Annotated in this window: 21 protein-coding genes; 12 read left to right on the forward strand and 9 right to left on the reverse strand. The window is 41.2% G+C overall.

Annotation, left to right across the window (positions count from 1 at the left end; all coding sequences use genetic code 11):
- Window positions 1–83 precede the first annotated feature (83 nt).
- The 7 genes from ACNO7B_RS18280 (at window position 84) to ACNO7B_RS18310 (ending at window position 9,678) form a co-directional block, all read left to right on the forward strand.
- On the forward strand, window positions 84–1,079 hold the full coding sequence (locus ACNO7B_RS18280; RefSeq protein ID WP_060781579.1) for a LacI family DNA-binding transcriptional regulator: 996 nt from the start codon (window positions 84–86) through the stop codon (window positions 1,077–1,079).
- A 172-nt stretch (window positions 1,080–1,251) separates the two neighbouring features.
- A complete protein-coding gene (locus tag ACNO7B_RS18285; protein WP_008347347.1) occupies window positions 1,252–2,517 on the forward strand; it encodes an extracellular solute-binding protein in 1,266 nt (421 codons plus the stop codon).
- Window positions 2,518–2,662: 145 nt separating this feature from the next.
- The gene (locus ACNO7B_RS18290) at window positions 2,663–3,901 is read left to right on the forward strand and encodes a carbohydrate ABC transporter permease (RefSeq protein ID WP_007497272.1); all 1,239 of its coding nucleotides are present in this window, start codon (window positions 2,663–2,665) and stop codon (window positions 3,899–3,901) included.
- Between the two features lies 1 nt (window position 3,902).
- Window positions 3,903–4,745, forward strand: coding sequence for a sugar ABC transporter permease (locus tag ACNO7B_RS18295; protein ID WP_007497274.1), 843 nt, complete (start codon window positions 3,903–3,905; stop codon window positions 4,743–4,745).
- 11 nt (window positions 4,746–4,756) lie between these two features.
- Window positions 4,757–5,965: a glycoside hydrolase family 53 protein gene (locus tag ACNO7B_RS18300; RefSeq protein WP_025208263.1), complete on the forward strand. Its 1,209-nt coding sequence runs from the start codon at window positions 4,757–4,759 to the stop codon at window positions 5,963–5,965.
- Window positions 5,966–5,988: 23 nt separating this feature from the next.
- Window positions 5,989–8,055: a beta-galactosidase gene (locus ACNO7B_RS18305; RefSeq protein ID WP_417901800.1), complete on the forward strand. Its 2,067-nt coding sequence runs from the start codon at window positions 5,989–5,991 to the stop codon at window positions 8,053–8,055.
- Between the two features lie 294 nt (window positions 8,056–8,349).
- Window positions 8,350–9,678 carry a CitMHS family transporter gene (locus ACNO7B_RS18310; RefSeq protein ID WP_417901801.1) on the forward strand — a complete coding sequence of 443 codons (1,329 nt, stop codon included), beginning with the start codon at window positions 8,350–8,352 and terminating at the stop codon, window positions 9,676–9,678.
- Between the two features lie 42 nt (window positions 9,679–9,720).
- On the opposite strand, the gene ACNO7B_RS18315 is transcribed toward ACNO7B_RS18310, so the two are convergent.
- The 8 genes from ACNO7B_RS18315 to ACNO7B_RS18350 form a co-directional block, all read right to left on the reverse strand.
- The gene (locus ACNO7B_RS18315) at window positions 9,721–10,149 is read right to left on the reverse strand and encodes a DUF4064 domain-containing protein (protein ID WP_417901802.1); all 429 of its coding nucleotides are present in this window, start codon (window positions 10,147–10,149) and stop codon (window positions 9,721–9,723) included.
- A gap of 26 nt (window positions 10,150–10,175) precedes the next feature.
- Window positions 10,176–11,126: an ABC transporter permease subunit gene (locus ACNO7B_RS18320; RefSeq protein ID WP_048001206.1), complete on the reverse strand. Its 951-nt coding sequence runs from the start codon at window positions 11,124–11,126 to the stop codon at window positions 10,176–10,178.
- On the reverse strand, window positions 11,123–12,052 hold the full coding sequence (locus ACNO7B_RS18325) for an ABC transporter ATP-binding protein (protein ID WP_008347360.1): 930 nt from the start codon (window positions 12,050–12,052) through the stop codon (window positions 11,123–11,125). Before ACNO7B_RS18325 ends, ACNO7B_RS18320 begins: the two co-directional genes overlap by 4 nt.
- A 295-nt stretch (window positions 12,053–12,347) precedes the next feature.
- Entirely contained in the window at window positions 12,348–12,869 is a 522-nt protein-coding gene (locus tag ACNO7B_RS18330) for a hypothetical protein (protein ID WP_098680418.1), read from the reverse strand.
- 206 nt (window positions 12,870–13,075) lie between these two features.
- Window positions 13,076–13,414, reverse strand: a complete 339-nt coding sequence (locus ACNO7B_RS18335; RefSeq protein ID WP_024720449.1) for a zinc ribbon domain-containing protein YjdM — start codon at window positions 13,412–13,414, stop codon at window positions 13,076–13,078.
- 93 nt (window positions 13,415–13,507) lie between these two features.
- Window positions 13,508–14,647: a glycerate kinase gene (locus ACNO7B_RS18340; protein WP_417901803.1), complete on the reverse strand. Its 1,140-nt coding sequence runs from the start codon at window positions 14,645–14,647 to the stop codon at window positions 13,508–13,510.
- A gap of 29 nt (window positions 14,648–14,676) precedes the next feature.
- Complete coding sequence (locus ACNO7B_RS18345; RefSeq protein ID WP_417901804.1) at window positions 14,677–15,948, reverse strand: GntP family permease; 1,272 nt, start codon at window positions 15,946–15,948, stop codon at window positions 14,677–14,679.
- A 117-nt stretch (window positions 15,949–16,065) separates the two neighbouring features.
- Entirely contained in the window at window positions 16,066–17,178 is a 1,113-nt protein-coding gene (locus ACNO7B_RS18350; RefSeq protein WP_417901805.1) for a CdaR family transcriptional regulator, read from the reverse strand.
- A gap of 160 nt (window positions 17,179–17,338) precedes the next feature.
- Between ACNO7B_RS18350 and ACNO7B_RS18355 the strand changes: the two genes are divergently transcribed.
- From ACNO7B_RS18355 to ACNO7B_RS18375, 5 genes are all read left to right on the forward strand, one after another.
- Window positions 17,339–17,989 (forward strand): TetR/AcrR family transcriptional regulator, encoded by a 651-nt coding sequence (locus tag ACNO7B_RS18355; RefSeq protein ID WP_008347371.1) that lies wholly within the window; start codon window positions 17,339–17,341, stop codon window positions 17,987–17,989.
- Between the two features lie 69 nt (window positions 17,990–18,058).
- Complete coding sequence (locus tag ACNO7B_RS18360; protein ID WP_017359926.1) at window positions 18,059–19,312, forward strand: MFS transporter; 1,254 nt, start codon at window positions 18,059–18,061, stop codon at window positions 19,310–19,312.
- On the forward strand, window positions 19,309–21,636 hold the full coding sequence (locus tag ACNO7B_RS18365; protein ID WP_417901806.1) for an FtsX-like permease family protein: 2,328 nt from the start codon (window positions 19,309–19,311) through the stop codon (window positions 21,634–21,636). The genes ACNO7B_RS18360 and ACNO7B_RS18365 overlap by 4 nt, the downstream gene beginning before the upstream one ends.
- Before the next feature lie 13 nt (window positions 21,637–21,649).
- Window positions 21,650–22,411: an ABC transporter ATP-binding protein gene (locus tag ACNO7B_RS18370; RefSeq protein WP_417901807.1), complete on the forward strand. Its 762-nt coding sequence runs from the start codon at window positions 21,650–21,652 to the stop codon at window positions 22,409–22,411.
- Between the two features lie 658 nt (window positions 22,412–23,069).
- Window positions 23,070–24,248, forward strand: a complete 1,179-nt coding sequence (locus ACNO7B_RS18375; RefSeq protein WP_035703956.1) for an aspartate phosphatase — start codon at window positions 23,070–23,072, stop codon at window positions 24,246–24,248.
- A gap of 93 nt (window positions 24,249–24,341) precedes the next feature.
- Here the strand turns inward: ACNO7B_RS18375 and ACNO7B_RS18380 are convergent, their stop codons facing one another.
- Window positions 24,342–25,190 carry a PRD domain-containing protein gene (locus tag ACNO7B_RS18380; RefSeq protein WP_008347382.1) on the reverse strand — a complete coding sequence of 283 codons (849 nt, stop codon included), beginning with the start codon at window positions 25,188–25,190 and terminating at the stop codon, window positions 24,342–24,344.
- Window positions 25,191–25,208: the final 18 nt, after the last annotated feature.

The following is a 25,208-nucleotide window of genomic DNA, read 5'->3' on the forward strand; positions in this document are numbered from 1 at the left end:
TGCAATCAATTTAATAAAAATATTTACTAATTTTTTTAAAGACTCTATACTGAAAGGAGATATTTTCTATAGGAGGTGCTGACTTGGCAGCTAAAATAAAGGACATTGCGGAAAAAGCCGGATTATCCATCGCCACTGTGTCTCGCGTATTGAACCAAGATCCCAACCTATCGGTTACGGATCAAACACGTGAGAGAGTATATGCGGCAGCAGAAGCTTTGTCCTATCAAAAAAAGACATTCAAACATTCACTAAAAAAAATTGCCTTTCTCTATTGGATGACCGAAAAAGAAGAGCTTGAAGATATTTATTTTAAATCCATTCGTCTAGGCATCGAGGAACTCACCAATACCCGAAGCTTAAATGTTACCGCTTACAATCCATCTGATGGTCTTCATTCGATTGATCCTTCTACAGAAGGCATCATCGCCATCGGTCGATTTAAAAAAACTGAGCTTGATCAATTATATGCGATCACAAAACACATCGTCTTTATTGATACATCACCAGATGAAGACCGCTTTGATTCTGTGAAACCAAACCTGAAACGAATTGTAGAAAAGATTATTGATTCTTTTATCGAAAAACAGCACACATCCATCGGATTTATTGGCGGGACAGATCTTGATCTCAATACAAATAGGCGTATTCCAGATATTCGTGAAACGACCTTCCGCCAGTACATGACAGCACACAACAAACTGGATGAGCAATTGGTCTATATCGGTCACCACTTCTCTGTAGATGAAGGCTATTCATTGATGATGAAGGCGATCGACGAGCTCGGTGATCACCTGCCAACCGCTTTTTGTGTCGCAAGTGATCCTCTTGCGATAGGCTGTTTACAAGCATTAAATGAACGTGGTTTTTCTTTACCAAATCGAGTGAGTGTCTTTAGTATCAACGATATTCACGTCTCTCAATATGTGTCACCACCGCTCACAACTTATCACATCCATACCTCTTTACTTTGCGAAACAGCTGTCGATTTACTTTTAGAAAGACTTGTTGATGGCAGAACATTACCAAAAACCGTGCTGATTGCCTCAGAACCTGTCTTTCGGAAAAGCACGATATAAACAGCTGGAAGGCCTGCCGTATATGGTGGGCTTCTTTTCTCTTTATTTCAGTAAAAAATTTTACTTAATAAATTTAATAAAATGTGTTTACTTTTTTTACTCAAGTTGATATTCTCACATTAAGAAAGCGTTTTCTTATCATCTGTGAAAAAAGAACGAGAGGGGATTACGAATGAAAAAGGGAAAATGGGCGACATTATCGGCAGTCGTTGGTACTGCTGTGCTGCTACTGTCAGCATGCGGACCAGGAGATGACAATTCAAGCGGTACACAGCCGGCATCTACAGGTACAAAGACCTTGCTAGTGTGGGAGGATGTCAAAAAGTCTGATGGGATTCAAGACGCTGTCAAAGAATTTGAAAAACAAAACGACGTGAAAGTCAAAGTAGTCGAAAAAGCATATGCCGACCAAATTGAAGCGCTTCGTCTTGATGGTGCAGCCGGCACTGGTCCAGATGTCATCACCATGCCTCACGACCAAATTGGATCAGCTGTCACAGAGGGATTGTTACAAGAAATCAAACCAGATCAAAAAGTAATCAATTCCTTCACAGACGAATCGATTCAATCACAAACGGTAGATGGCAAGCTGTATGGCCTGCCAAAATCCGTTGAAACCACTGTGCTTTTCTATAACAAAGACCTTGTGAAAAAGGCACCAACGACACTCGATGGCTGGTATGACCTTTCGAAAAAGCTGACAAAGGACGGGAAATACGGTTTTGTTGCGAAGTGGGATGAAATTTATTACGCACAAAGTGTATTAGGCGGTTCAGGCGGCTATATTTTCAAACAGAAAAACGATGGGTCTTATGACGTCAATGATATTGGTCTTAATAACGATGGTGCCATCGAAGGCGGAAAATACATTCAGACATTCTTTAGCGAAGGACTTTTCCCGAAAGGCATCATTGGTGAGCAAGGAATCAATGTCCTCAATTCCTTATTCACTGAGAAAAAGGCAGCGGCTGTGATTTCTGGTCCATGGTCATTTGGTCCTTATAAAGAAGCGGGTATCGACTATGGCGTGACGGAACTGCCAACACTCCCTAACGGAAAACATATGAGCTCGTTCTTAGGTGTAAAGAGCTACAACGTCTCCTCTTATTCTAAAAATAAAGAACTTGCCGAGAAATTTGTTGAGTTTATCACGAACGAAAAAAATTCGAAAAAGCGCTTTGAAGTCACAGAGGAAATTCCACCAGTGAAAAAGCTGATGAAAGACCCAGTGATTACTGAAAACGCTAATGCGGATGCTGTTTCAAAGCAAACGAAATATGCCACGCTGACACCGAACAATCCAGAAATGGCAGAGGTGTGGAAGCCGATTGACAGTGCATTAGGACTGATTGCGACCGGCCGTACCGATGTGAAAAAGGCATTTGATGATGCGGTCAAACAAATCGACTCGCAAATTAAAGCGAATCACTCCAAATAAACATCAAGCGCAGGTAGCTGTTCATCTATCATGCTGCCTGCACTTGATCTAATTTCATATGAAGTAGGTGTTAGACGTGACGGGTAACCTTGAACTAGACCGCACACACATAGTGGAATCAAAGACACACCAGAGACGGGCGCTAATGTTCTCTCTTATACCCGGGATGGGGCAAATATACAACAAACAGTATGGCAAAGGGGCACTCTTTTTCCTGTTTGGCGTTTCTTTTCTAGTAGTGTTTTATGATTTATTCAATATTGGCTTCTGGGGGCTGTTCACACTTGGTACGATGCTGCCTCGTGACAACTCTGTTTTCCTTTTAGCAAAAGGAATTATTGCACTTTTAACAGCTGGATTTGGCATCGGTTTTTATGTACTCATGATACGAGATGCATTTATGAACGGAAAGAAACGTGACCAAGGGGTTCCGCTTCATTCCATCCGTGCTCAATACCATCAGCTCATCGACCAAGGCTTTCCTTATTTAATGAGCACTCCTGCTTTCTTTTTACTTCTATTCTCTGTTGTCTTTCCTATTATGTTCAGCTTTGCGCTGGCCTTTACAAACTATGATTTATACCACTCGCCTCCTGCCAATCTCATTGATTGGGTAGGCATCAAAAACTTTCAAAATATCTTTTCAATCGATATTTGGAGAGACACATTCATTGATGTACTAGGCTGGACGGTCGTATGGACGTTGGCTGCATCGACCCTTCAATGTGCTGTCGGCATTTTCCTAGCGGTTCTGCTCAATCAAAAAGATTTAAAAGGAAAACGGTTTTTCAGAACGATTTTGATTCTGCCGTGGGCTGTTCCAGGATTTGTGACCATTTTGGTGTTTGCTGGATTGTTTAACGACACGTTTGGTGCGATTAACAATACCCTTTTTGCATCGATTGGAATTGATCCAAAACCATGGCTGACAGATCCATTTTGGAGCAAAATCGCTCTTATTGCGATGCAGACTTGGCTTGGTTTTCCTTTTGTGTTCATTATGACAACTGGCGTTTTGCAGGCCATTCCTGAAGATTTATACGAGGCTGCAACCATTGATGGGGCAAACTTCTTTCAGAAATTCCGTTCCATTACATTACCGCTTGTCCTCTATTCAATTGCACCTATATTAATCACGCAATATACGTTTAACTTTAACAACTTTAATATCATCTACTTATTTAATGGCGGAGGACCGCCTGTGGCTGGCTCAACTGCTGGGGGCACAGACATCTTGGTGTCTTGGATTTACAAACTGACGATGCAATCTTCTCAATATGCACTCGCTGCCGCTGTTACGATCTTACTGTCAATCTTCGTCATTGCCATTGCACTTTGGCAGTTTAAGAGAACGAATTCATTTAAAGAGGAGGACATGATGTGATATGGGATCAAAACAAAATAAGCTCATTCGCCTGAGTATCACTTATTTCATCCTTTTCATTGCCTCCGTTTGTATTCTATATCCACTCCTTTGGACGATCGGTGCTTCCTTTAATCCCGGGAACAGCCTGATGAGCACAAGCATGTTTCCGAAGAATCCAACGTTCAGCCACTTTACAGAACTCTTCTTCGGTCAGGGAGCACTTTATGCAAAATGGTATTGGAACTCAATGAAAATCAGTATTGCGACTATGCTCTTAACGTTGATCCTTGTTAGCTTTACAGGTTATGCCTTTTCTAGGTTCCGATTCAAAGGACGCAAGAATGGACTGATGCTCTTTTTGCTGCTGCAAATGATTCCTCAATTTTCAGCGCTAATTGCCATTTTTGTATTGGCTCAAATGCTTGGACTCATTAACAGCCACCTCGCATTGATTTTGATTTATGCAGGCGGACAAATCCCGATGAATACGTATTTAATGAAAGGTTATCTTGATGCGATTCCAAAGGATCTCGATGAATCAGCCAGAATGGATGGCGCAGGGCATTTCCGGATTTTCATCCAAATTATTATGCCGCTTGCCAAGCCGATTTTAGCCGTTGTTGCCATCAACTCATTTACAGGACCGCTGGGTGATTTCATCATCTCCAGTGTCATTGTCCGCTCACCCGAAATGTATACGCTCCCAATCGGTCTATACAATCTTGTATCAGACAAAATGGGTGCCAGCTACACGACCTTTGCAGCCGGGGCTTTACTCATTGCGATTCCAGTTGCTTTATTGTTTCTTGTTTTACAAAAACAATTTGTATCCGGCCTCACACAAGGCGGGACAAAAGGATAAGGGGAGATTTGATGAAGAAATGGTTGCTTGTCACTGTTGTCGTTTTCTTTCTGATGGGGTTAGGTATTCTGCCTGAAGCAAAGGCTGATACGATTTCGGTGAAACCGATCAATGGATTGCAAGGTGATTTCATCAAAGGAGCCGATATCTCCATGCTCGCAGAAGTGGAGCGAAGCGGCGGCAAATACTACAACCAAAACTGGCAGCAGGTTGATCCGCTCAAGCTATTAAAAGAGAAAGGTGTCAACTATGTGCGCATCAGACTCTGGAACCATCCATACGACAACCAAGGCCGTGCCTATAACGGCGGGACTAACGATTTAAATACCGCCATTGCTCTATCGAAACGTGCAAAAGCACAAAACATGAAAGTGCTGCTTGATTTTCACTACAGTGATTTCTGGACCGATCCCGGTAAACAGTTCAAACCGAAAGCTTGGACCAATCTCTCCCAAAGCGATTTAGAGAAAGCGGTTGGCACTTACACAAACGATGTGCTCAAAGCGATGAAAGCACAAAACGCCCTGCCAAATATGGTACAGGTCGGGAATGAATTGAATTCAGGTATGCTTTGGCCCAACGGAAAGAGCTGGGGTGAAGGCGGCGGTGAATTTGACCGGCTCGCTGCTTTGCTAAAAGCGGGAACAAATGCTGTCCGCTCTGTCGATTCAAACATCAAAGTCATGCTTCATCTTGCACATGGAGGGGACAATGGTGCATCTCGCTGGTGGTTTGATGAAATCACCAAACGAGGCGTTTCGTTCGATACGATCGGTTTATCTTACTACCCGTATTGGGACGGGGGATTTAGCGGTCTTACTAACAACATGAATGATATTAGCGCCCGCTATAACAAAGATGTCATCGTGGTAGAAACCGCCTACGGCTTTACAACAGCAAATGGTGACAACCTCGATAACTCATTTAACCAAGATTCAGTCAATACAGCCGGTTATCCAGCATCACCACAAGGGCAGGCATCTTTTATACGAGATCTATCAGAAAAAATTTCACAAGTAAAAAACAATCGCGGGAAAGGGTTCTTTTATTGGGAGCCGCTTTGGATTCCAGCAAAAGGTGCTCCGTGGTCTAGTCAATACGGGCTCGCTTATATTCAAACAACCGGGACAGTCGGGAATGCTTGGGAAAATCAGGCCATGTTTGATTTCAACGGAAAAGCCCTGCCTTCTCTTGATGTATTTAAACAAATGACACCGTAATTAAACAGATAGGACGTGACAAAATGGGAAAGCGTTACCCACTCGTTCACCCAAATGTGAAAGGCTTTTTGCATGGTGGCGACTATAATCCTGATCAATGGCTCCATATGCCGGAGATCATTGACGAAGATTTTCGATTAATGAAGCTTGCACACTGTCAAACATTCTCTATCAATATTTTCGCTTGGAGCAAGCTCGAGCCAAAAGAAGGGGAATATGATTTTGCCTGGCTGGATGATATCATGGACCGCTTGGCAGCGCAGGGAGCTCACGCCATTCTCGCCACGCCAAGCGGAGCAAGACCTGCTTGGCTCTCGCAAACATATCCAGAAGTCTTACGCGTTGAAGCAAACCGCCAGCGCAACTTACACGGACTTCGCCATAATCATTGCTTTACCTCACCAGTTTATCGAGAAAAAACGAATACACTCAATCGTTTGCTCGCTGAACGCTACAAGGATCATCCAGCGCTAATCATGTGGCACATTTCAAATGAATACGGCGGTGAATGTCATTGTGATCTTTGCCAAGAAGCATTTAGAGACTATTTGAAAGACAAATACAACCATGACCTTGAAGCTTTGAATCAAGCATGGTGGACGGGATTTTGGAGCCACACCTTTACCGATTGGTCGCAAATCGAGTCACCAGCCCCTCATGGCGAGCACATGATTCATGGCATGAACCTAGATTGGAAGCGTTTTGTCACAGCGCAAACGATCAATTTTTATCAAAATGAAATTGAACCGCTGAGAGAATTAACACCTCATGTGCCAGTAACCACCAATTTTATGGGCGACTATCCGCATATGCGTCCATTCCTTGGACTGGATTATCATCAATTTGCAAAAGAAGTCGACGTGATCTCATGGGATAGCTATCCAGCATGGCATAGCGGCAGAGAAACCACTGCAGAATTAGCGTCAAACGTCGCCTTCGTTCACGATTTGTATCGTTCATTAAAGGGCGGTCAGCCGTTTCTCGTGATGGAAAGCACACCAAGCCTCGTGAACTGGCATGAAGTGAATAAGGTGAAACATAAAGGAATGGCACACCTCTCTGCCATGCAGGCGATTGCCCATGGGTCCGACTCCGTCCTTTATTTCCAGTGGAGGCAAGGCCGGGGCGCCTCTGAAAAATTCCACGGAGCCGTTGTGGATCATTCAGGACATGAACACACGCGTGTGTTTCAAGAAGTCGCTGATTTAGGAAAACAGCTGGAGCAGCTTCAGCCGATTGCGGGTACATCCGTTCAACCAGAAGTCGCCATCATATATGATTGGGAAAACCATTGGGCGATTGATGATGCGCAGGGCTTAAATAATACCAACAAACGCTATGTAGAGGCTTGTCAAACTCATTATCGAAGCTTCTGGAAAAAGGGCATCCCTGTTGATATTGTCGGGATGGAAAAGGATTTCTCATCCTATCGAGTGCTCGTGGGGCCAATGCTTTACATGATCAAACCAGGTGTGGCAGAAAAGATCGAAGCATTTGTCAAAGAGGGCGGCATTTTTGTGGCAACATACTGGAGCGGCATGGTCGATGAAAACGACCTCTGTTTCCTTGGTGGTTTCCCCGGTCCTCTCCGCCATGTACTTGGTATTTGGGCAGAGGAAATCAACACATTGATGCCAGATGAACACGTCTTAATGACCACAGGAAATGGTCGCACCTATCATGTCGGGCAATATTGTGAGTCCATTCATCCTGAAACAGCCTCTGTGTTAGGGCATTTTGAGAATGGCTGCTATGAAGGACAGCCCGCCCTTACTGTTCGTCCATTTGGCAAAGGGAAAGCATACTATATGGCTTCTGAAAATGAGCAAGCGTTTTATGATGATTTTTACGAAGATCTCATCACAGGAATAGGCATACAACCGATCCTCTCCTCTTCAATTCCAGAGGGAGTCAGTGTCCAGAAACGAACAGATGGATCGCAGGACTTTGTGTTTATGATGAATTTTACAGAACAGCAACAGAACATTTCACTAGATTCATCGGAAAGCTATGAAAATATGCTGACTGGACAGCATACATCTCAACGGTTACAACTGAATCCTTACGAATACGTTATTTTGAAAAAATAGTGTGAAAGAAGCGTCCATCCAAAGGGCGCTTTTTACTTTTTGTTGAATCTAAATACCTATAGAATTTCTCCTGGCAGTAGATTATCAATAGAAGTATTATTTTTTATCTAAATTTTTTGACATATTGAACACCGCACCATGATTGGCCCCGCCATCCTTTTTTACCATTGTATAGGTATGAAAGCGGTTGCCTAATACTCATATTTTTGATACTCTTTTTTTCAATGCAAATGTGGGATTGCATTGGTAAAAAAACAAACAAATGTAAACGGTTTATTGTAGGGGGAGGGGCTTATGTTAACGTTTGTTGGATTGTTGATTATTTTAACGATTGTTGTTTTGCTGATTTGGGGGAAAGCAAGCCCAATTGTCGCCATGGTCATGGTGCCTTTAATAGGAGCGCTCATCGCGGGATTTGGTATCAATGACATTCAAACTTTCTTTGAACAAGGGATTATCAAAGTTTTGCCAGTGGCGACCATGTTTATCTTCGCCATTTTATTTTTTGGCATTTTACAAGATACAGGGTTCTTTGAACCTGTAATTAAAGCGTTAATCAAGCTGACAAAAGGGAATGTTGTCACAGTTGCGATGGGAACTGCCTTGATTGGAGTCATCGCACACTTAGACGGAGCAGGCGCTACAACCTTTTTATTAACTGTACCTGCACTACTTCCACTTTATAAAAAATTACATATGAGTCCTTATTTATTGCTATTGTTAATCGGGACAAGTGCTGGATTAACCAATATGGTGCCTTGGGCCGGTCCCACAGGACGGGCAGCGAGTGTCCTTAATATGGACCCATCTGAACTGTGGGTACCGCTCATTCCCATTCAGTTGATCGGGGTTGTACTCATACTAGGAATGGCATTCATTTTAGGAAAGAGAGAAGAAAAACGGATTCGGGTGAAAGTTGCAGCAAATGAAGTAGCTGCGGTTCAATTAGAAGGCGCTGATTGGGATCGTGCCATTCAATCAATCAGCGAAACAGGCGATGCGTCTTTAAAGCGTTATCACTTAATCTGGGTCAACTTTATTCTATTTTTAGCTGTTGTTGTCCTTCTCGTGCTAAATGTGATTCCTGCTAGTTATATGTTTATGATTGGTCTTTCACTAGCACTTTTGGTGAACTATCCGAATGTGAGTGTACAAATGGAGCGAATTAAGGCACATGCTCCAAGTGCACTAATGATGGCGGCTGTTATTTTCTCCGCAGGTTCTTTTTTAGGAATTCTTGAAGGAACGGGCATGCTGAAGGCGATTGCAGTGGACAGTATTCACATTTTGCCAGCTTTCTTACTGCCATTTTTACATATCATTGTGGGGATATTTGGGGTTCCGCTTGATATGCTGACAAGTACGGATGCCTATTATTATGCACTCTTGCCGATTGTTGAATCGATTACATCAGAGGTTGGTGTGTCAGGGACATCTGCGGCATACGCCATGATGATTGGAAATATCATCGGCACCTTTGTCAGCCCCCTTGCACCTGCTGTATGGCTTGCCATCGGTCTTGCAGGGGTCGATATGGGGAAACATATCCGCTACTCCTTCTTTTGGATGTGGGGGTTCAGTATCGTTTTACTCATCGTCGCCAAACTGATTGGCATCATATAAAAAGAAAGACATGCGCAAACCAGCGCATGTCTTTTTCTTTGATTATGAAGGATATTCACTTGTGTGAATGTCTGTTTTCGGTTTTCTAATCAGTGACATCAATCCAACGATTAGCAACAAGATCATCGGAACGAAAGCAAGACCAACAGTTCCAATTAAAAGAGTCACAGCCGAAACCAAGAAAAGAATACCAGAAAGCACGGCACGGCGGTCTGTTTTCAAAACAATCACACCAACAAGGGCTAAGACAGCCGCAATTGCGGAAACAACCATAAACTGAACGCCAAAGGCATGAACCGATGCCTCAAGTGTTTCAACTGGCAAGGCACTGCCTTCCTCTTTTAACACTTCATTCATTTCTTCATAAACTGCTGGGTCCACAGAGAGCATCAATGCCCCAAAACCAACACCAATTACGTTGAGGACAATACTGATAATCCCCATAATTTTTTCACCTTTACGCTTAATCATTGATAGAAACCTCCTAAAAAGTTAAATTAACCTGTTTTTACTTCTCGCTTTTGGAAGACGATTAAAGCAACCGCCAAGAAGATGGCCCAATAAATGACTAGGACCGTTAGTGAGAAACCTAGGGACATGTCTTCGATAAAAGTAGGTGTTTCTGCGAAATACTGTGCAGGATCGTTGGCAAACAATAAATATTTCGCCCAATCAAAGAAGAACATCAAAATGCTTGTGATGGATGCTCCCACAACATAGGCTAATACACTAATCGCTATGGAAATGGCCTCACTTCTAAACACCGTTGAGATGGCAAAAGAAAGTGTCCCTAATACAACAAACATAGCACAATGCGCCAAATAATAAGAGACCATATTTGCAAACTGAGACCGTTCAATGACTTCACCATTTTGATAAGCCAAATACACATAATCATTATTTAGTCCAAAGAATATCGCACCTAAGATAAAGGATAAGATAAATAGGACAGCGATCAAGAAAAGTGAATATAGTTGAACGGTAAAGTATTTAGACAAAAGAACCTTCAACCTGGATGGCGGACGAATCAGTAATAATTTAATTGTACCATGCTTATATTCAGCCGAAACAATTGTGGCTGCAATAATAATCACAAATACACCGACCAGCTGAAGCAAATTAGCATTTGTTTTCACATAAGTCCATGCATTTTTACCGAATTGGTCGGCTGGAGGTAAATCATGTTTGATTCGATACTCATTGATCGCTATATCGGTTTCAAGGGATCTCTTATAAAAACTTATATTATCCTCTTTCAATTCTTGCTTCTTTGCTTTATTGATTTCTTGCAACTCAGTTTTCCAATCACCGGATGCTTGATCTCCGTCATTTGTCTTAACAGCAAAAATCAACGTCGCAATCATACCTAAAACAAGAAGCCCAACCATAATCCAAGTACCCACACGATAACTGATTTTCATCCACTCGTTTTGAATGAGGCGAATCATACGTCTGCCTCCTTTTTACCTGTTAAGCTTAAGAACTTATCTTCTAAGGTTTGTTTTTCTATTTTGATTTCGTACAAATGAATAGAAGCCTCGCTCAAATGACGAATCAATTGTGGCATTTTCTCTTCTAGGATGGAGAAGAATAAGTACTGCTCCTCTTCTCTAACTGTGATGCCTTCCTCAAATGCTTCAATGAGCTTTTGAGCTTCTTCAAGCTCACTTGATGCTACTTTCATTCGATAATTGACCAAATCATCCTGCTTCGTCTCCGCACGCTGATCCTCAATCGCAATCAGCTTTCCTTTTTGGATAATGGCGAAACGATCACACATCAATTCCATTTCTGACATGAGGTGACTTGAAACAATGACAGCAAGCCCTTCTTCCTTTGCCAGCCTTCTCAAGTAATCTCGTATCATACGAATTCCCTCTGGATCTAGTCCATTGGTCGGCTCATCTAAGATTAGCAGTTTCGGTTTATGTATCAATGCCTGAGCAATCCCCAAACGCTGCTTCATTCCTAATGAAAACGTACGGACACGCTTATGTTTCACATGCTGCAAACTAACTAGTTCTAGCAGTTCATCAATTCGACCTTCATCCACTTTTCCATTCATTCTGGCAAAATGAACAAGGTTTTGTCTTGCCGTTAAATGATTATACATTTCTGGATTTTCAATAATTGCACCGACATCTTGGATGGCATGCTGATATGAAGTTTGAATACTATGACCATTAATCAGAATGTCACCGGATGTAATGGGAGAAAGACCGACCATCATGCGAATGGTTGTCGTTTTTCCTGCGCCATTCGGCCCTAAGAAGCCAAAGACTTCGCCCGCTTGGACAGAGAAACTCAAGTCTTGAACAATCTTTTTCCCGCGAATATGCCTAGATACATTTTGCAGTTCTAAAACGTTCGTCACGTTACCTCTCCTTCTTTGTCTAAGTATCATCTATCATCTATTTCCTGATAAACACCATGATCCGTCAAAAATAGAAGAACACTTCCATATGGTACAGCAATGCCCAAAAGTTGTGAAGGGGATTAGGCAAAATTTAGAGAATCATCTGCCTTTTTTAAGGTGAGGTTAAGGTAATCATTTTAATAAGATCTTATTGCACGAAAGGGACTTCCCTAAATTTTATAGGAATTAAAACCTAAATCACAAATAGTATATTTTCAAATTCTTTAAGTATGATAAAATATATTAACTTCAGCTACTCCCTCAACATAAAGATATAATAGAGGCAAGCGATAAGATGTAGAGTTAGGTCACCTTGTCTTTTTTCAATACTGACTGTTGCAGGTGGTATTATTTTATCGTATGTAATGTCAGCGATGGTCTGCTTTGAGTCTTCCAATCTAACACGTTTATCTGCGAAACCTTTCTTTAGATAATAGGTAGTATCATTGATGATGAAACGCATCGTTGGATTTGTTTTGATTTTAGTTTGATCTTCGAATATCAACCTTCCTTTCTCCTTACATTCTATGCTCCAATTTGAGCGGTACATGGATCTGAAGGATATATTTTCTGTAGCTTTTACAACAGTATTCAAATTTGCATCCATAACCTCAACATTCACAAAAAACTCATCAAATATATGATCCAAAATTCTCTCAGCTTTATTTTTATAAAATCTTTTTATGAATCCAATGGGGACACCTTCTTTATTGATAATAGGGATGCATTTAGTCGTTTTTTTCATAACAGTTTTTTTGAAATATCCAAATTCCACTTCTACCACCCCATCGATAACTGACCTTCAAAAATAAAAGCTTAATAAAAAATATAAAACACCTAATGAGTAAAGGAATTGAATCCCTTTGACAATTTAGGTGTTCTTTATACGTTAACAACAATCATATACATCATTCTTCTTCAGCGTTTATAGTAAGCTTGTCATGACCAAATTCTAATTATGAGAAGAACATTTCTTTATCATTATACTTTCTTCACAAACTCCGATTTTAACTTCATCGCGCCAAAACTAGGAATTTTACAATCAATGTTATGATCGCCTTCGACTAAACGAATCCCTTTGACCTTCGTTCCTATTTTTAAAACCGAAGAAGAACCTTTGACTTTTAAATCTTTGATCACAGTGACCGTGTCACCATCACTTAATAGATTTCCATTCGCATCTTTGACAACAAGCTGCTCCTCTTCCGCTTGTTCTTGTTCTAGCGACCATTCATGCGCACATTCTGGACAAATAAGCATGCTGCCATCCTCGTATGTATAGGTTGAACTGCACGATGGACAATTCGGTAGATTAGACATTTGTGTTTCCTCCAACTTTCTTTTTCATTTAGAACCATTTTACCACATTTCTATAGAAAGGAATGTGATAGAAAAGGAAACATTTTTCATCATTTACTTATCTCTTCCAAATTTCATGACAGCCGCAATATTCCTTGCTGTTCTCTCTACATGCACACTAGCGTCATGCATGGCTTCAGCCAGAGTCGTGACGCCAGGGACAATACTAAAAAGTGCATCAATGCCATGATCATGTACGACTGCACTGTCTTTTGAGAGGGACCCAGCGATGCCAATGACAGGGAGTCCATATTGTTTCGCAGCTTTGGCTACACCGATTGGCGTTTTGCCGTAAATGGTTTGCTGATCAATCCGACCTTCCCCTGTAATGACTAGGTCAGCGTCCTTTAGTACGTCAGCAAAATGTACGGCTTTCAGTACAATATCGATTCCCTTTTGCAGATCAGCCTGTAAAAAGCCTAATAAACTCGCGCCCAGTCCTCCTGCCGCTCCTGCACCTGCCGCATCCCCAAAGGAGACATGAAGCTGCTGCTTAGCCACTTGTGCAAAATGAGATAAATTCTTGTCCAACAGTTGAACCATTTCTGTATCTGCTCCCTTTTGAGGACCGAACACAGCAGACGCTCCTCTTTCACCCGTTAAAGGATTATCCACATCACACGCCACTTCCAGACGGACTGATTGCAATCTTGGATCCAGTCGAGATAGATCAATAGAAGCTAATTGATTCAGTGATCCACCGCCCGGCGTGAGGTCTTGGCCTGCTTTATCGAGAAAAGAAGCACCTAAACCTTGCATCATGCCAACGCCACCATCATTTGTTGCGCTTCCGCCAAGCCCAATGATTAAATGCTTCGCACCTTTATCCAGCGCTGCAAGCATTAATTCTCCTGTCCCTCTAGACGTCGTGAATAAGGGGTTCCGTTTTTCTGGCGGAACAAGATGTAATCCTGATGCTGCTGCCATCTCTATGACAGCTGTCTGCCCATCTCCCAACATACCAAAAAAGGCATCCACAGGTTTGCCAAGCGGGCCCGTGACCACTTGCTGGACAATTTTCCCGCCTGTCGCATCCACTAACGATTGAACTGTGCCTTCTCCTCCATCTGCCATTGGGATTTTCATATATTCTGCGTGTGGCAAAATAGAGCGAAATCCTCGTTCAATGGCACATGCTGTCTCATAAGCAGATAAACTTTCTTTAAATGAATCTGGTGCGATCACAATCTTCATCCAAAAACCCCTCGTTTCTCATTAAATCCTCAGCCGAACAGCTGGAAAATACCAAAGATAATGGTCGATACAACGGTTAATGTCAAACCAATTAACGATTCAAAGGGCATTAATTTCAACCGTTCTTTTATATCCATTTGAACACTTCCCGCCGTTGCATGGAAAAAGCTTCCGTGCGGCATATGATCGAGAACAGTTGCGCCAGCGTGAATCATAGCTGCGCCTGAAAGGGCAGATACACCAAGACCAATAAGAGTTCCGCTAAATACACCACTTGCAACTGCCGTCCCTGCAGTTGTTGAAGCTGTGGCCGCCGACATAAAAATTCCAGACGTTGGTGCAAGCAAGTAAGGAGGTAATCCCGAAGCGTCAAGCGCTTGAATAAATACCTCTTTCATGGAAGAATTCGATACAATTCCAGCTAATGTGCCTGTCCCTAGTAACATGATCGCTACACCTGACATTTTATGCAGCCCTGACATCGCATAATCATTGAGAAACTTCCCTTTTTTCATGAAAAGAGCGCCAACAATTCCTCCTATTGGTAAGGCAATCATCGGATCAATATTTATTTGAAACAACGGTCTTAAGGCTAACAAGAGAATGGTCACAAGCGGGCCTACAAGCGCTTGTAGAAAACCAGGTACTTGAACCTCGCCTTGGTCTGCTCCCTCTTCCAAAACAGGTGTCCCTTTATTCGCAAGCTTTTTGGCTAATACATACGTGACGGCTATCCCGAAAATAGCCGGTATGACACCTGCCGCCATCAGAGAAGTGAGCGGTACACCAAAGGCATCAGAGGCTGCAATGGCATTCGGATTCGGTGACATGATATTCCCCGCCTTCCCTCCTCCAATCATCGCAAGTAAAATCCCCGTTTTAGAAAGTTTTGCACGCTTAGCAATGGCAAGTGCGATTGGTGCTACTGTAATGACTGCAACATCTACAAAAACACCCACCGTTGTTAAAATCATTGTTGCAAGTGCGAGTGCTAAAAGTGCCCTCGCCTCTCCAAGTTTTTTCACGATGGCCTCCGCAATAGATAACGCAGCACCCGACTCAATTAAAACCCCTGCCAGTACACCTGCCGCCATGATTCGAAGAACAGCCGGAATCATGTCCTTTGCACCTTCCATCATGACGTTCACGGTCTGCACAACATCTATACCGCCAACCAAACCGCCAATAAATGCGCCTGCCAGCATGCCATAAGCAGGTGATACTTTTTTTAGAATGAGAACAATAGCGATCACAAGCGCAGTCAATGCGCCCAATGTACTTACTGTCACATCTCCACCCATACTCCATCCCTCCTGATTGTCTTTTCTTAATTGTAAGCGTTTACTCATAGGGATCGAGTTGTGAATCTAGATGAACTTCTTTTATTTATTTCTTTATCCAGTTGTGCAAATGCACAATTAAGACAGTTGATGGTCCAATTGTGCTATGTACAGCTCCATCAACTGTTTCACATGACGAGGATCTTTTCCGGTCAATGCCTGGATTTTATCTAAACGATATCGTAGTGTATTGCGGTGAATAAATAGACGATCAACGATTCTTTGTAAGTCCCCGCCCTCTTCAATGTAAACCTTTAACGTTTGAACGAGCTCCGTTTCTTGTATCAGCGGATGATAAAAATCACTCCACCGTTTGCCCTCTTTGGCGGCTCTCGCTTTTATAAACAAGCTTTCAAGCTGATAAGATTCAAAGACATATATGCTTTCCTCTGGATGGAGCACCTTTCCTAACCGCAGGGCCTCTCTCGCATGCTGAAAGGACAACGGTAATTGACTCATATCCTCAGCGACAGTTCCTACACCCACGAGCACTTGTCCATCAACTGCACCTGCCATTGTTTGTTGTAGCTGTTTCATCACATGCTTGAATTGATGGTCACATATCGGCTGTCTTAACAGGATCAATTCATGACGGAAGGTCATGCCTAGTAAATCATCCGCATTCTTATCGTATTGAATGGCATGCATCATTTTGTGTACCGTATCCTCGGATGATGGAATCGGCTGAAAAACAATAGCCATTCGTCGCTTGTCTAAATCCATTCCAAGCCAGTCAGCACGGTGCTTCAGCTGATGATCACCCATGTCAGACTCGGAGATGAGCTGATTCACAATTTCACTCTCTATTCGCTGCCGCCACTGGAAGCGTTCAAGTAGAAAAGACTGCTCTAATACGAGCTCAGCTGCCATTTTCACCAGCTCGGCATGATGACGAATGTCCTCTGGCTCACCTGTAATCCCAATGACACCAACAACTTGTTCCCGAAAGCAAATAGGCAGATTGATTCCAGGCCTCACGCCTTTTAAGCGGTGGGATGTCTCCTGATCAATCTCCACACTATCTCCGCTTGACAGCACTAGACGTGCTCCATCATGTTTTTGTCCAATCCTTTTTCGTTCACCAGACCCAATAATGACACCATCCGCATTCATGACATTGATGTTTTGATGTAAAATATGCATCGTACGTTCAACCATCTCTTGCGCCAATTCACTGGTTAAAAATTGCATTCAGCATCTCTCCTGAAGGGGTTTTCATTCAATGTATCATAGTGTCATTGCACAATAAATGCAAAGCTGAAAAAAACAGCCGTTGACAAAGATACGCCAAAAAGTGTTTAATCAAATCAAGGGACCGACCGACAGTCTAGTCAAAAGAAAGGATGGCTTTATGAGAACCGTTAAACATCCTGAGGAACGCAAAAATGACATCTTAAATGCAGCAGAGAAGCTTTTTTCAACCAAAGGCTATCAGCAAACCACAATTATTGACATCCTCAAAGCCGTTGGCATTGCAAAAGGCACATTCTATTATTACTTTACTTCCAAAGAAGAAGTGATGGATGCAATCATTGACCGGATCATAAAGGCAGATATCATCGAGGCAAAGCGTATTGCCGCTGATCCAGATATCTCAGTGGTCGATAAATTATTTCGCATCATCATGGCACAATCTCCTAAACAGGGCAGCCATAAAGAAGGCATGATCGAACAATTTCATCAGCCTGCTAATGCAGAGATGCATCAAAAAAGCTTGATCAAAGCCATTACAGAGCTATCACCCGTTTTAGCAGAAGTCATTCAGCAAGGGGTAGAAGAAGGGATATTTCAAACGGATTACCCACAAGAAACTGTCGAATTTCTCCTCGCTTCTGCACAGGTTATCTTTGATGAGGGACTTTTCCAATGGACCACAGCGGAAAGCATACAACGAGCTCTAGCATTTATCGCAATCCTTGAAGCCTCATTACATGCAGAAAAAGGAAGTTTCTCCTTCCTTCTCCAACGTTTAACTGGAGAACCGGAAGACAATAATCAGTGATTGGTCACTTCGATACCAATCCTGCATACATTATAGACTGACGGTCGGTCTAAAAGGAGAGTGATTTTCATGTCGTTATCAGCCAAAAATGGCTCCACCCATTTTATCTATCTCGTTCTCGGGCAAATTATTTCCGTTTTCGGGTCTTCCTTGATTCGTTTTGTTCTATCTTTACACGTCTTGGATATGACACATCGCGTTGATTTATATGCTCTGCTTTTCGCTTTATCCAATATCCCGCTCCTCCTTTCGCCATTAGCAGGAGCAATGGCTGACCGGTTTAACAGAAGAAATTTGATGATTTTATTTGATGTTCTTACTGGCATTATGATTCTGGCTTTTTATTTCTGGTTATTTTCAGGTCATGATTCGCTTTATATGATTGGAGCCGTCATGATTCTCCTTGGTGTCATGAGTACGTTTTATGCTCCTGCTGTGATGTCCAGTATTCCTCAGCTAGTGAAAGAAGAAAAATTAGAACAAGCGAATGGCATCGTGAATGGCGTGCAGGCCCTTTCAGGTGTTGTCGCTCCTATCATTGGCGGCGTTTTATACGGACTCATTGGGAGCCAGGTCATCATAGGCGCTAGCAGCATTGTATTTTTTCTATCAGCATGCATGCTTTTACGGTTAAATATCTCTTTCTCACCTAGCCCACTCGCAGAACCGATGACCAAAGTACTCTTGAAAGATATGAAACAAGGATTTTCCTATATCGGAAGCCAGCCATTTTTAAAAAGAGCCATGCTGCTTGCAGCGCTGCTAAATTTCATCCTCACACCATTTTTTATCGTTGGAGGTCCCATTATTTTAAGGGTCACAATGAAAAGCAGTGACATCATGTATGGAATAGGAATGGGCATCATTGAGTTTGCCGTCATCGCAGGCGCGCTGCTAGTTGGGCTTGTAGCGAAACATTGGCGAATTCCTACTTTGTATCGCTGGCTGCTCGTCATCGCAGTCATTTTGCTGCCTGTTGCTTTTTCAACATCCAAGATGGCTCTTCAATTTGGTACATTTCCAGCCTATTTTCTCTTTTTAGCAGGGTGTCTCCCAATTGCCATGTTGCTCACCATGATTTCGATCGTTGTCATCTCACATGTGCAAAAGAAAACACCCAATGCTCAATTAGGAAAAGTCATGGCCAATCTAACAATGGTCTCTCAATGTGCTGCACCGCTCGGTCAAATGATGTATGGGTTCTTGTTCAACACTTTTTCCGCCAGCATGTATGTGACCGTGTTAATCGTCAGTGCCTTGATGTTTGCACTTGCCTTCCTTACAAAAAATATGCTTCGACATGAAGGAGAATCAGCCTCATGAGATTGACGTTTATCAAGAAAGACCTAACCCGCCACCGTCTCATTTCAATCGGCTTAACCCTTTGCATCATGATGACATCATTTTTAGCAACAAGCGCTGCGCAAATGACGGTCCAGCTGAATGGTTCCATTTCTGATCTACTCCAATCAGCCAAAGCACCAGACTTTGTCCAAATGCACGATGGCAGCTTAGATGAAAAAGCGGTCGATATATTTTCAAGTAAACAGTCGATGGTAAAGGCACATCAAATTGTTCCAATGATTCCGATCGAACACGTCAGCATCAAGTTCGGGCAGGAGCCTGCTCAAGCGGGTGTGATGGATCATTTATTTGTAAAACAAAATCGCTATTTTGATTTTCTTTTAAACGAACGAAATGAAAAGCTCACTGTAAATAAAGGAGAAGTAGCAGTCCCTATTTATTTTCAACAAAAATACCATTTAAAGATTGGCGAAAGGTTACTCATTACAAAAGGCTCTCATCAATTCTCTTTTCAAATCAAAACATTCTTACGAGATGTCCAAATGAATCCAAGTCTTGTCAGTTCAAAGAGATTTCTTCTGCATGATGCGGACTGGGCGACACTGAATCAAGTGTTTCAAAAAAAGGAGTACTTAATTGAATTCTTATTGCATGATGCTAGTCAAGCAGATGCTTTTCAAACACTCTATCAATCTTCTGAGCTGCCACAACAGGGCCCTGCTGTCACATTATCCCTGCTTCGCATGCTGAATGCCCTAACAGATGGTATGGTGATCGCCATTCTCCTTCTTGTCTGCTTTCTGCTCATTAGCATTTCCCTCCTCTCTCTTCGTCTCGCTATGACGGCCGCTATAGAAGAGGATGAACGTGAAATTGGAATCTTAAAAGTACTAGGAATCCCTTTATCAAAAATCAAACAATTATACGTTGGGAAGTATGCTGTGCTTGCCTGTATAGGATGTATAGCAGGATATTTGATGACACTCATGTTTGGTGATTTGTTTACAGCCAATATTCAGCAATATATGGGGAATCGCCTCTCTTTTATTCATCAGGTGATCCCGCTTTTGGTATCAATTTTGACGGCAATGATCGTCATCTCATTCAGCTATACTGTCCTAAGGAGATTTGGTCAAATATCAGCCGCTCAAGCCATTCAAGGCGGCATAAGCTCACCAAGCCGTAAAAAACAAATTCCTATGCACCTCCAGAAAAACAGATTCCTCCCAGTCAATTTTTGGTTTGGTTTGAAAGATCTGTTCTCGCGAATAAAGATGTATTCAACAATTACCTGTATTATTGCGCTTTGTACATTTTTAATGTTAATGCCGATTCAGTTATGGTACACATTACAATCACCAGATTTCGTCACATATCTTGGCTCAGGAAAAAGTGACCTTCGAATTGATATTCGGCAGGGAAATCATTTAGAGAAAAGTACAAATAAAATAGCGTCTATGATTAGCTTAGACCAAGACATTCAAACATCTGCCGTCTATGAAACCACTTCTCTACAAGCCAAATCAATGGAGAATACATTAGAAACGCTCTATTTAGAAACAGGTGATCTATCAGCATTCCCTCTCACCTATTTACAAGGACGAGAACCGTTGAAGGAGGAAGAGATTGCTTTATCGGTGTTGAGTGCTGACTCACTTCAGAAAAAGATAGGCGAAAAAGTCACTCTCGCCACAAATGGACAGCAAGTTCAAAAAATGGTTACCGGCATTTATCAAGACGTCACCAACGGAGGGAAAACAGCTAAATCATTATCTCAGCCTTTTCCTCATTCATCCCTTTGGAAAACCATTCAAATACAATTAAAACAAGGAATAGATATGGCAGGGAAAAAAGCAGCACTTGAAACAAATATGTCTCCTGCAAAAGTGACAGATATGAAAGAATATGTGCATCAAACAATAGGAAGCACCGCATCTCTAGTAAAAGTGATTGCATTATTTTCAACCATCGCAGCTTTTGGAACAGCCAGCCTCATGTTAATGATGTTTCTGCACATGTTAAGGGCGAAAGATTTAAATCGTACTCACTTGTTAAGGACGATTGGTTTTTCTCAAAAAGATTTAACCTATCAATACTTAACAAGTTTTATCGTCGTTCTCTCTATTGGTGCCTTCATTGGAGCAATCGCTGTTCATACTATTGGTCCGGCGTTGATGAGTGCAGGCGGCGCATCATTAGGAGCATCCAGCCTTCAGTGGTTAGCCCCGAAATGGGTTTGGATCGTGTATCCTCTCCTGCTGTTTATGGTGAATTTAACTGTCATCTCGTGGTTATTGAAGTCCTTTTTTTCTAGTAAAATCAGCCGTCATACACTTTCATAAGGAGATGTTTCACATGGAACAATTAATTGAAGCGAAACAATTGTCTTTACAAATTGATTCATTAAAAGGACAAAAACAGACCATTCTTAGAAATATTCACTTAACCATTAAACGTGGAGAATTTGTCACCATTATGGGACCTTCAGGATGTGGAAAAACCTCTTTGCTTTATCAACTTAGCGGTATAGAGACATCCTCCAGAGGGGAAATCAAATATAAAGGTCAACTGCTATCAGAAATGACAGACAAACAGTTAACAGCTTTGCGCTTATCAGAGATGGGATTCGTCTTTCAACACAGCCACTTACTAAAAAACCTCACTCTATTTGATAACATCATTGCTGCAGCTTACTTAGCGAAGAAAATGCCGAGAAAAGAAATCAATGAACGAGCGAAATATTTAATGGGGAAACTTGATATTGATCATTTAGCTGATAGATATTTATCAGAAGTATCAGGAGGACAGCTCCAAAGAGCCTCTATCTGTCGAGCTCTTATGAATGAACCAAACATTCTTTTTGCCGATGAGCCCACAGGTGCTCTTAATTCAAGCACGACAAAGGAAGTCATGGATATTTTTTCACAAATCAATTCTGAAGGAACAACTTTGCTTCTCGTCACCCATGATCCAAAAGTGGCCCTTTGCTCTGAAAGAATTTTGTTTATGAATGACGGTGAAATTTCAGCCCATTTAAATTTAGGAAAATACGATCGCTTTACCGCTGAGAAACGAGAGGCCTTGTTAAACAAGTGGTTACAAAACTTAGGGTTTTAATTGGTGTCAAACAGGCAGCTTTCTGCCTGTTTTATTTTTTCTTACACTCAAAGGAGTAATCCATAGTCAAACTATTTGTTTCTAGTATGATTTTGCCGTCTTCTTGTTGACAAGATTCTGTCAGCAACTCAATTTCTTTGCTATAAAAGTATCTCTTTGAGATATAAAGAGTAACTAAAACAAGTAAAAGCATCGTCATCACAATTGTCATTTGCCAGTTTAACATTTGAAATCTTTTTTTCATTTCAACATCCTTTCTGAAAGGTCAACACTTGTCTCGGATATTCACCTTTCTCAGTAACTACCAGTTTCTTTTCCAAAATCATCTAGCAACATCATAACTGATTTTCCCTTCTAGATCGACCTTTCATTGTTCTTTTCTCATAGCTAAAATAGCTTTATTTCATATATTCAGATGGTATTTTCGACCATAAACTTAAAACTAATAGTATCTATCACGTTTTTAGACTTCCAAAAAAAGATTTTACTCATTTGAATAAACAATCAATCATCATTACAATAACGTACATCTCATGACATAAGGTCCTTTTTATTACCTCCTGTCAATCACCTCCCAGAAACGATTATATTTTACCAAAAATTGTGATATCGTTTTTTATTGAAACAGGCGAAAGGATGTTAAAGAGGTGAAATTTCCATGAAAATCATTTCAGCTGAACAGGTGGGGAATCGTTTAAATGATTGGCGAATTGCCATTCGTAAGCATGATGTACACAATGCAAAGACAATCTACACAGAATTAAAGGAATTACTTCAAGAGATGGAAGAGAATCAGGAGGTCTTGACCTACTATTCATTGCTAGAAGGCAAGTTTAAGCTCATGTTATATGAACGAAGAGGTAAAAAACTAAATGAACCGACAGTGCTAGAATACCCTTCTAAAACAAACGACTTAATTGAATACTATTTTTACCTATATAAAGCCCTTTACGCTTCATATAACAGAGACTATGCATCAGCCATCGGACTGTTTAAAATTGCTGAGAAAAAACTACAAAACATTCCTGATGAAATAGAAGTAGCAGAATTCCATACGAAGGTCGCAAACCTATATATGATGCTTCGCCAAAGCCTGATTTCACTTCATTATATTCAGAATGCTATCGATATTTTCAAAGGGCATGATGGCTATGAAAGAAGACTGGCAGCAGCTTTTGTGATCGCAGCCACCAACTTCATGGATATTGGCGATTTCAAAAGAGCTGAGAATTACTACACAAAAGCATTACACATCTCAAATCAATTAAACGATCATTTTTTAGCATCACAGCTTTATCACAATATCAGTATTCTATATGCCGAAGTTGGAGAATCAAAAAAATGTATTGATGCCCTAGAAAAGGCTCTTAGTGATGATGACTACCTTTCATCTTGTTATTTCGAACACTCCATGTTTATGTTACTAAAAGAGCTACTCTCCATTGATGAAAAGTCGCAAGCTCTCTATTATTTTGAATTGGTCAAACAAAAACAAGAAATAGACAGAAACCCCATCTATACAGCAAAAATGAATTTTCTCTATCACCTATATTTCACTGAAGACATATCCAAAAAAGCTAAAACCTGTTTCGATGACATCAGTATTCTGAAAGAATTAAAGGATGTTGAAGGTGCCCGTGAATTAAGTGCACTAGCTGCCAAACACTTTGAAGAGCTGGGTTCAATTCACCAAGCATACCTCTTTTTGAAGGATGCCTATCAATTGGAACACACTACACTTAATTGGAGGAATTATGATGAAAAAAGTGAGTTTACTCATTTTCGCTTTAGCTATCGTTGTTTTCGGACAAACGGTGTCTTACAATTCGTTAAATGATACAAATCTTGGCCCAACAGAACGACCTATCGGAACATAAACCGATACAATACAAATAACCACTTGCCTTATTACAAGGCAAGTGGTCCACATTTATTTCAGTTCTTGATAAGAAATGAGGCGGTGAATATGTACCGCCAGATACGTAAGTTCGTCATTTGGAATAACAATACTATGCACCTGTTTAATATAATCTTTGATTTTGAAAGCTACATCCATCGCTTGAGGATACAAGTGTGCAATTTGTTCAAACAACTCATTTTCTTGATCTGATAATAATTTATTTGCGTAGAATCTTTCAACAAAGAATTTCACATGTGTAATAAATCGGCTGTAATGAATATTCTCTTGATCCATTTTCATATTCAACGTATAGCGGACAAGATTCACAATACTTCCGATCATCTTTGCATACTTCATGCCATCTTTGGAATCGGACTCTTCACCTAACGCATTAATTAAATGGAAGGCGATATTGGCCGCTTCTTCCTTTGGTAATTGAATGCCCAATGTATTGTTGACTAACTCAAGCGCATAATTACCTACTTCAAATTCTTCGGTATAGTAGTTTTTGATTTCCCAGTATACTCGATTTGTAATATTAATGTTCTTCTTGTGCCGTTCTACTGCAAAATTCAAGTGGTCCATCAAGGTAAAATAGACACCAGAATTCAGACTTGAGTTTAAGCGTTTTTCAGCATATTGAACAATATGCTGAGTTAAATCGATAAACTCTTGTGGCATTGAATCTAATAGTTGGAGAAATTCCTTCGCTCTCATGTTATCGACAGACATAAACACTTGATCTGCCTTCTTTTCTTCAATCATTTGACCTGGTTTTTGTCCATAACCAATCCCACGGCCGAATAGAACCATCTCCTGTTGGTTCTGATCTTCAGCCAGAACCACACTCGAGTTTAAAACTTTTTTGATTTTAAACATCGTCATCACCTGTTTTCA

The organism is Bacillus sp. AK25 (genome assembly GCF_048270685.1).
GTDB classification, from domain to species: domain Bacteria; phylum Bacillota; class Bacilli; order Bacillales; family Bacillaceae; genus Bacillus; species Bacillus altitudinis.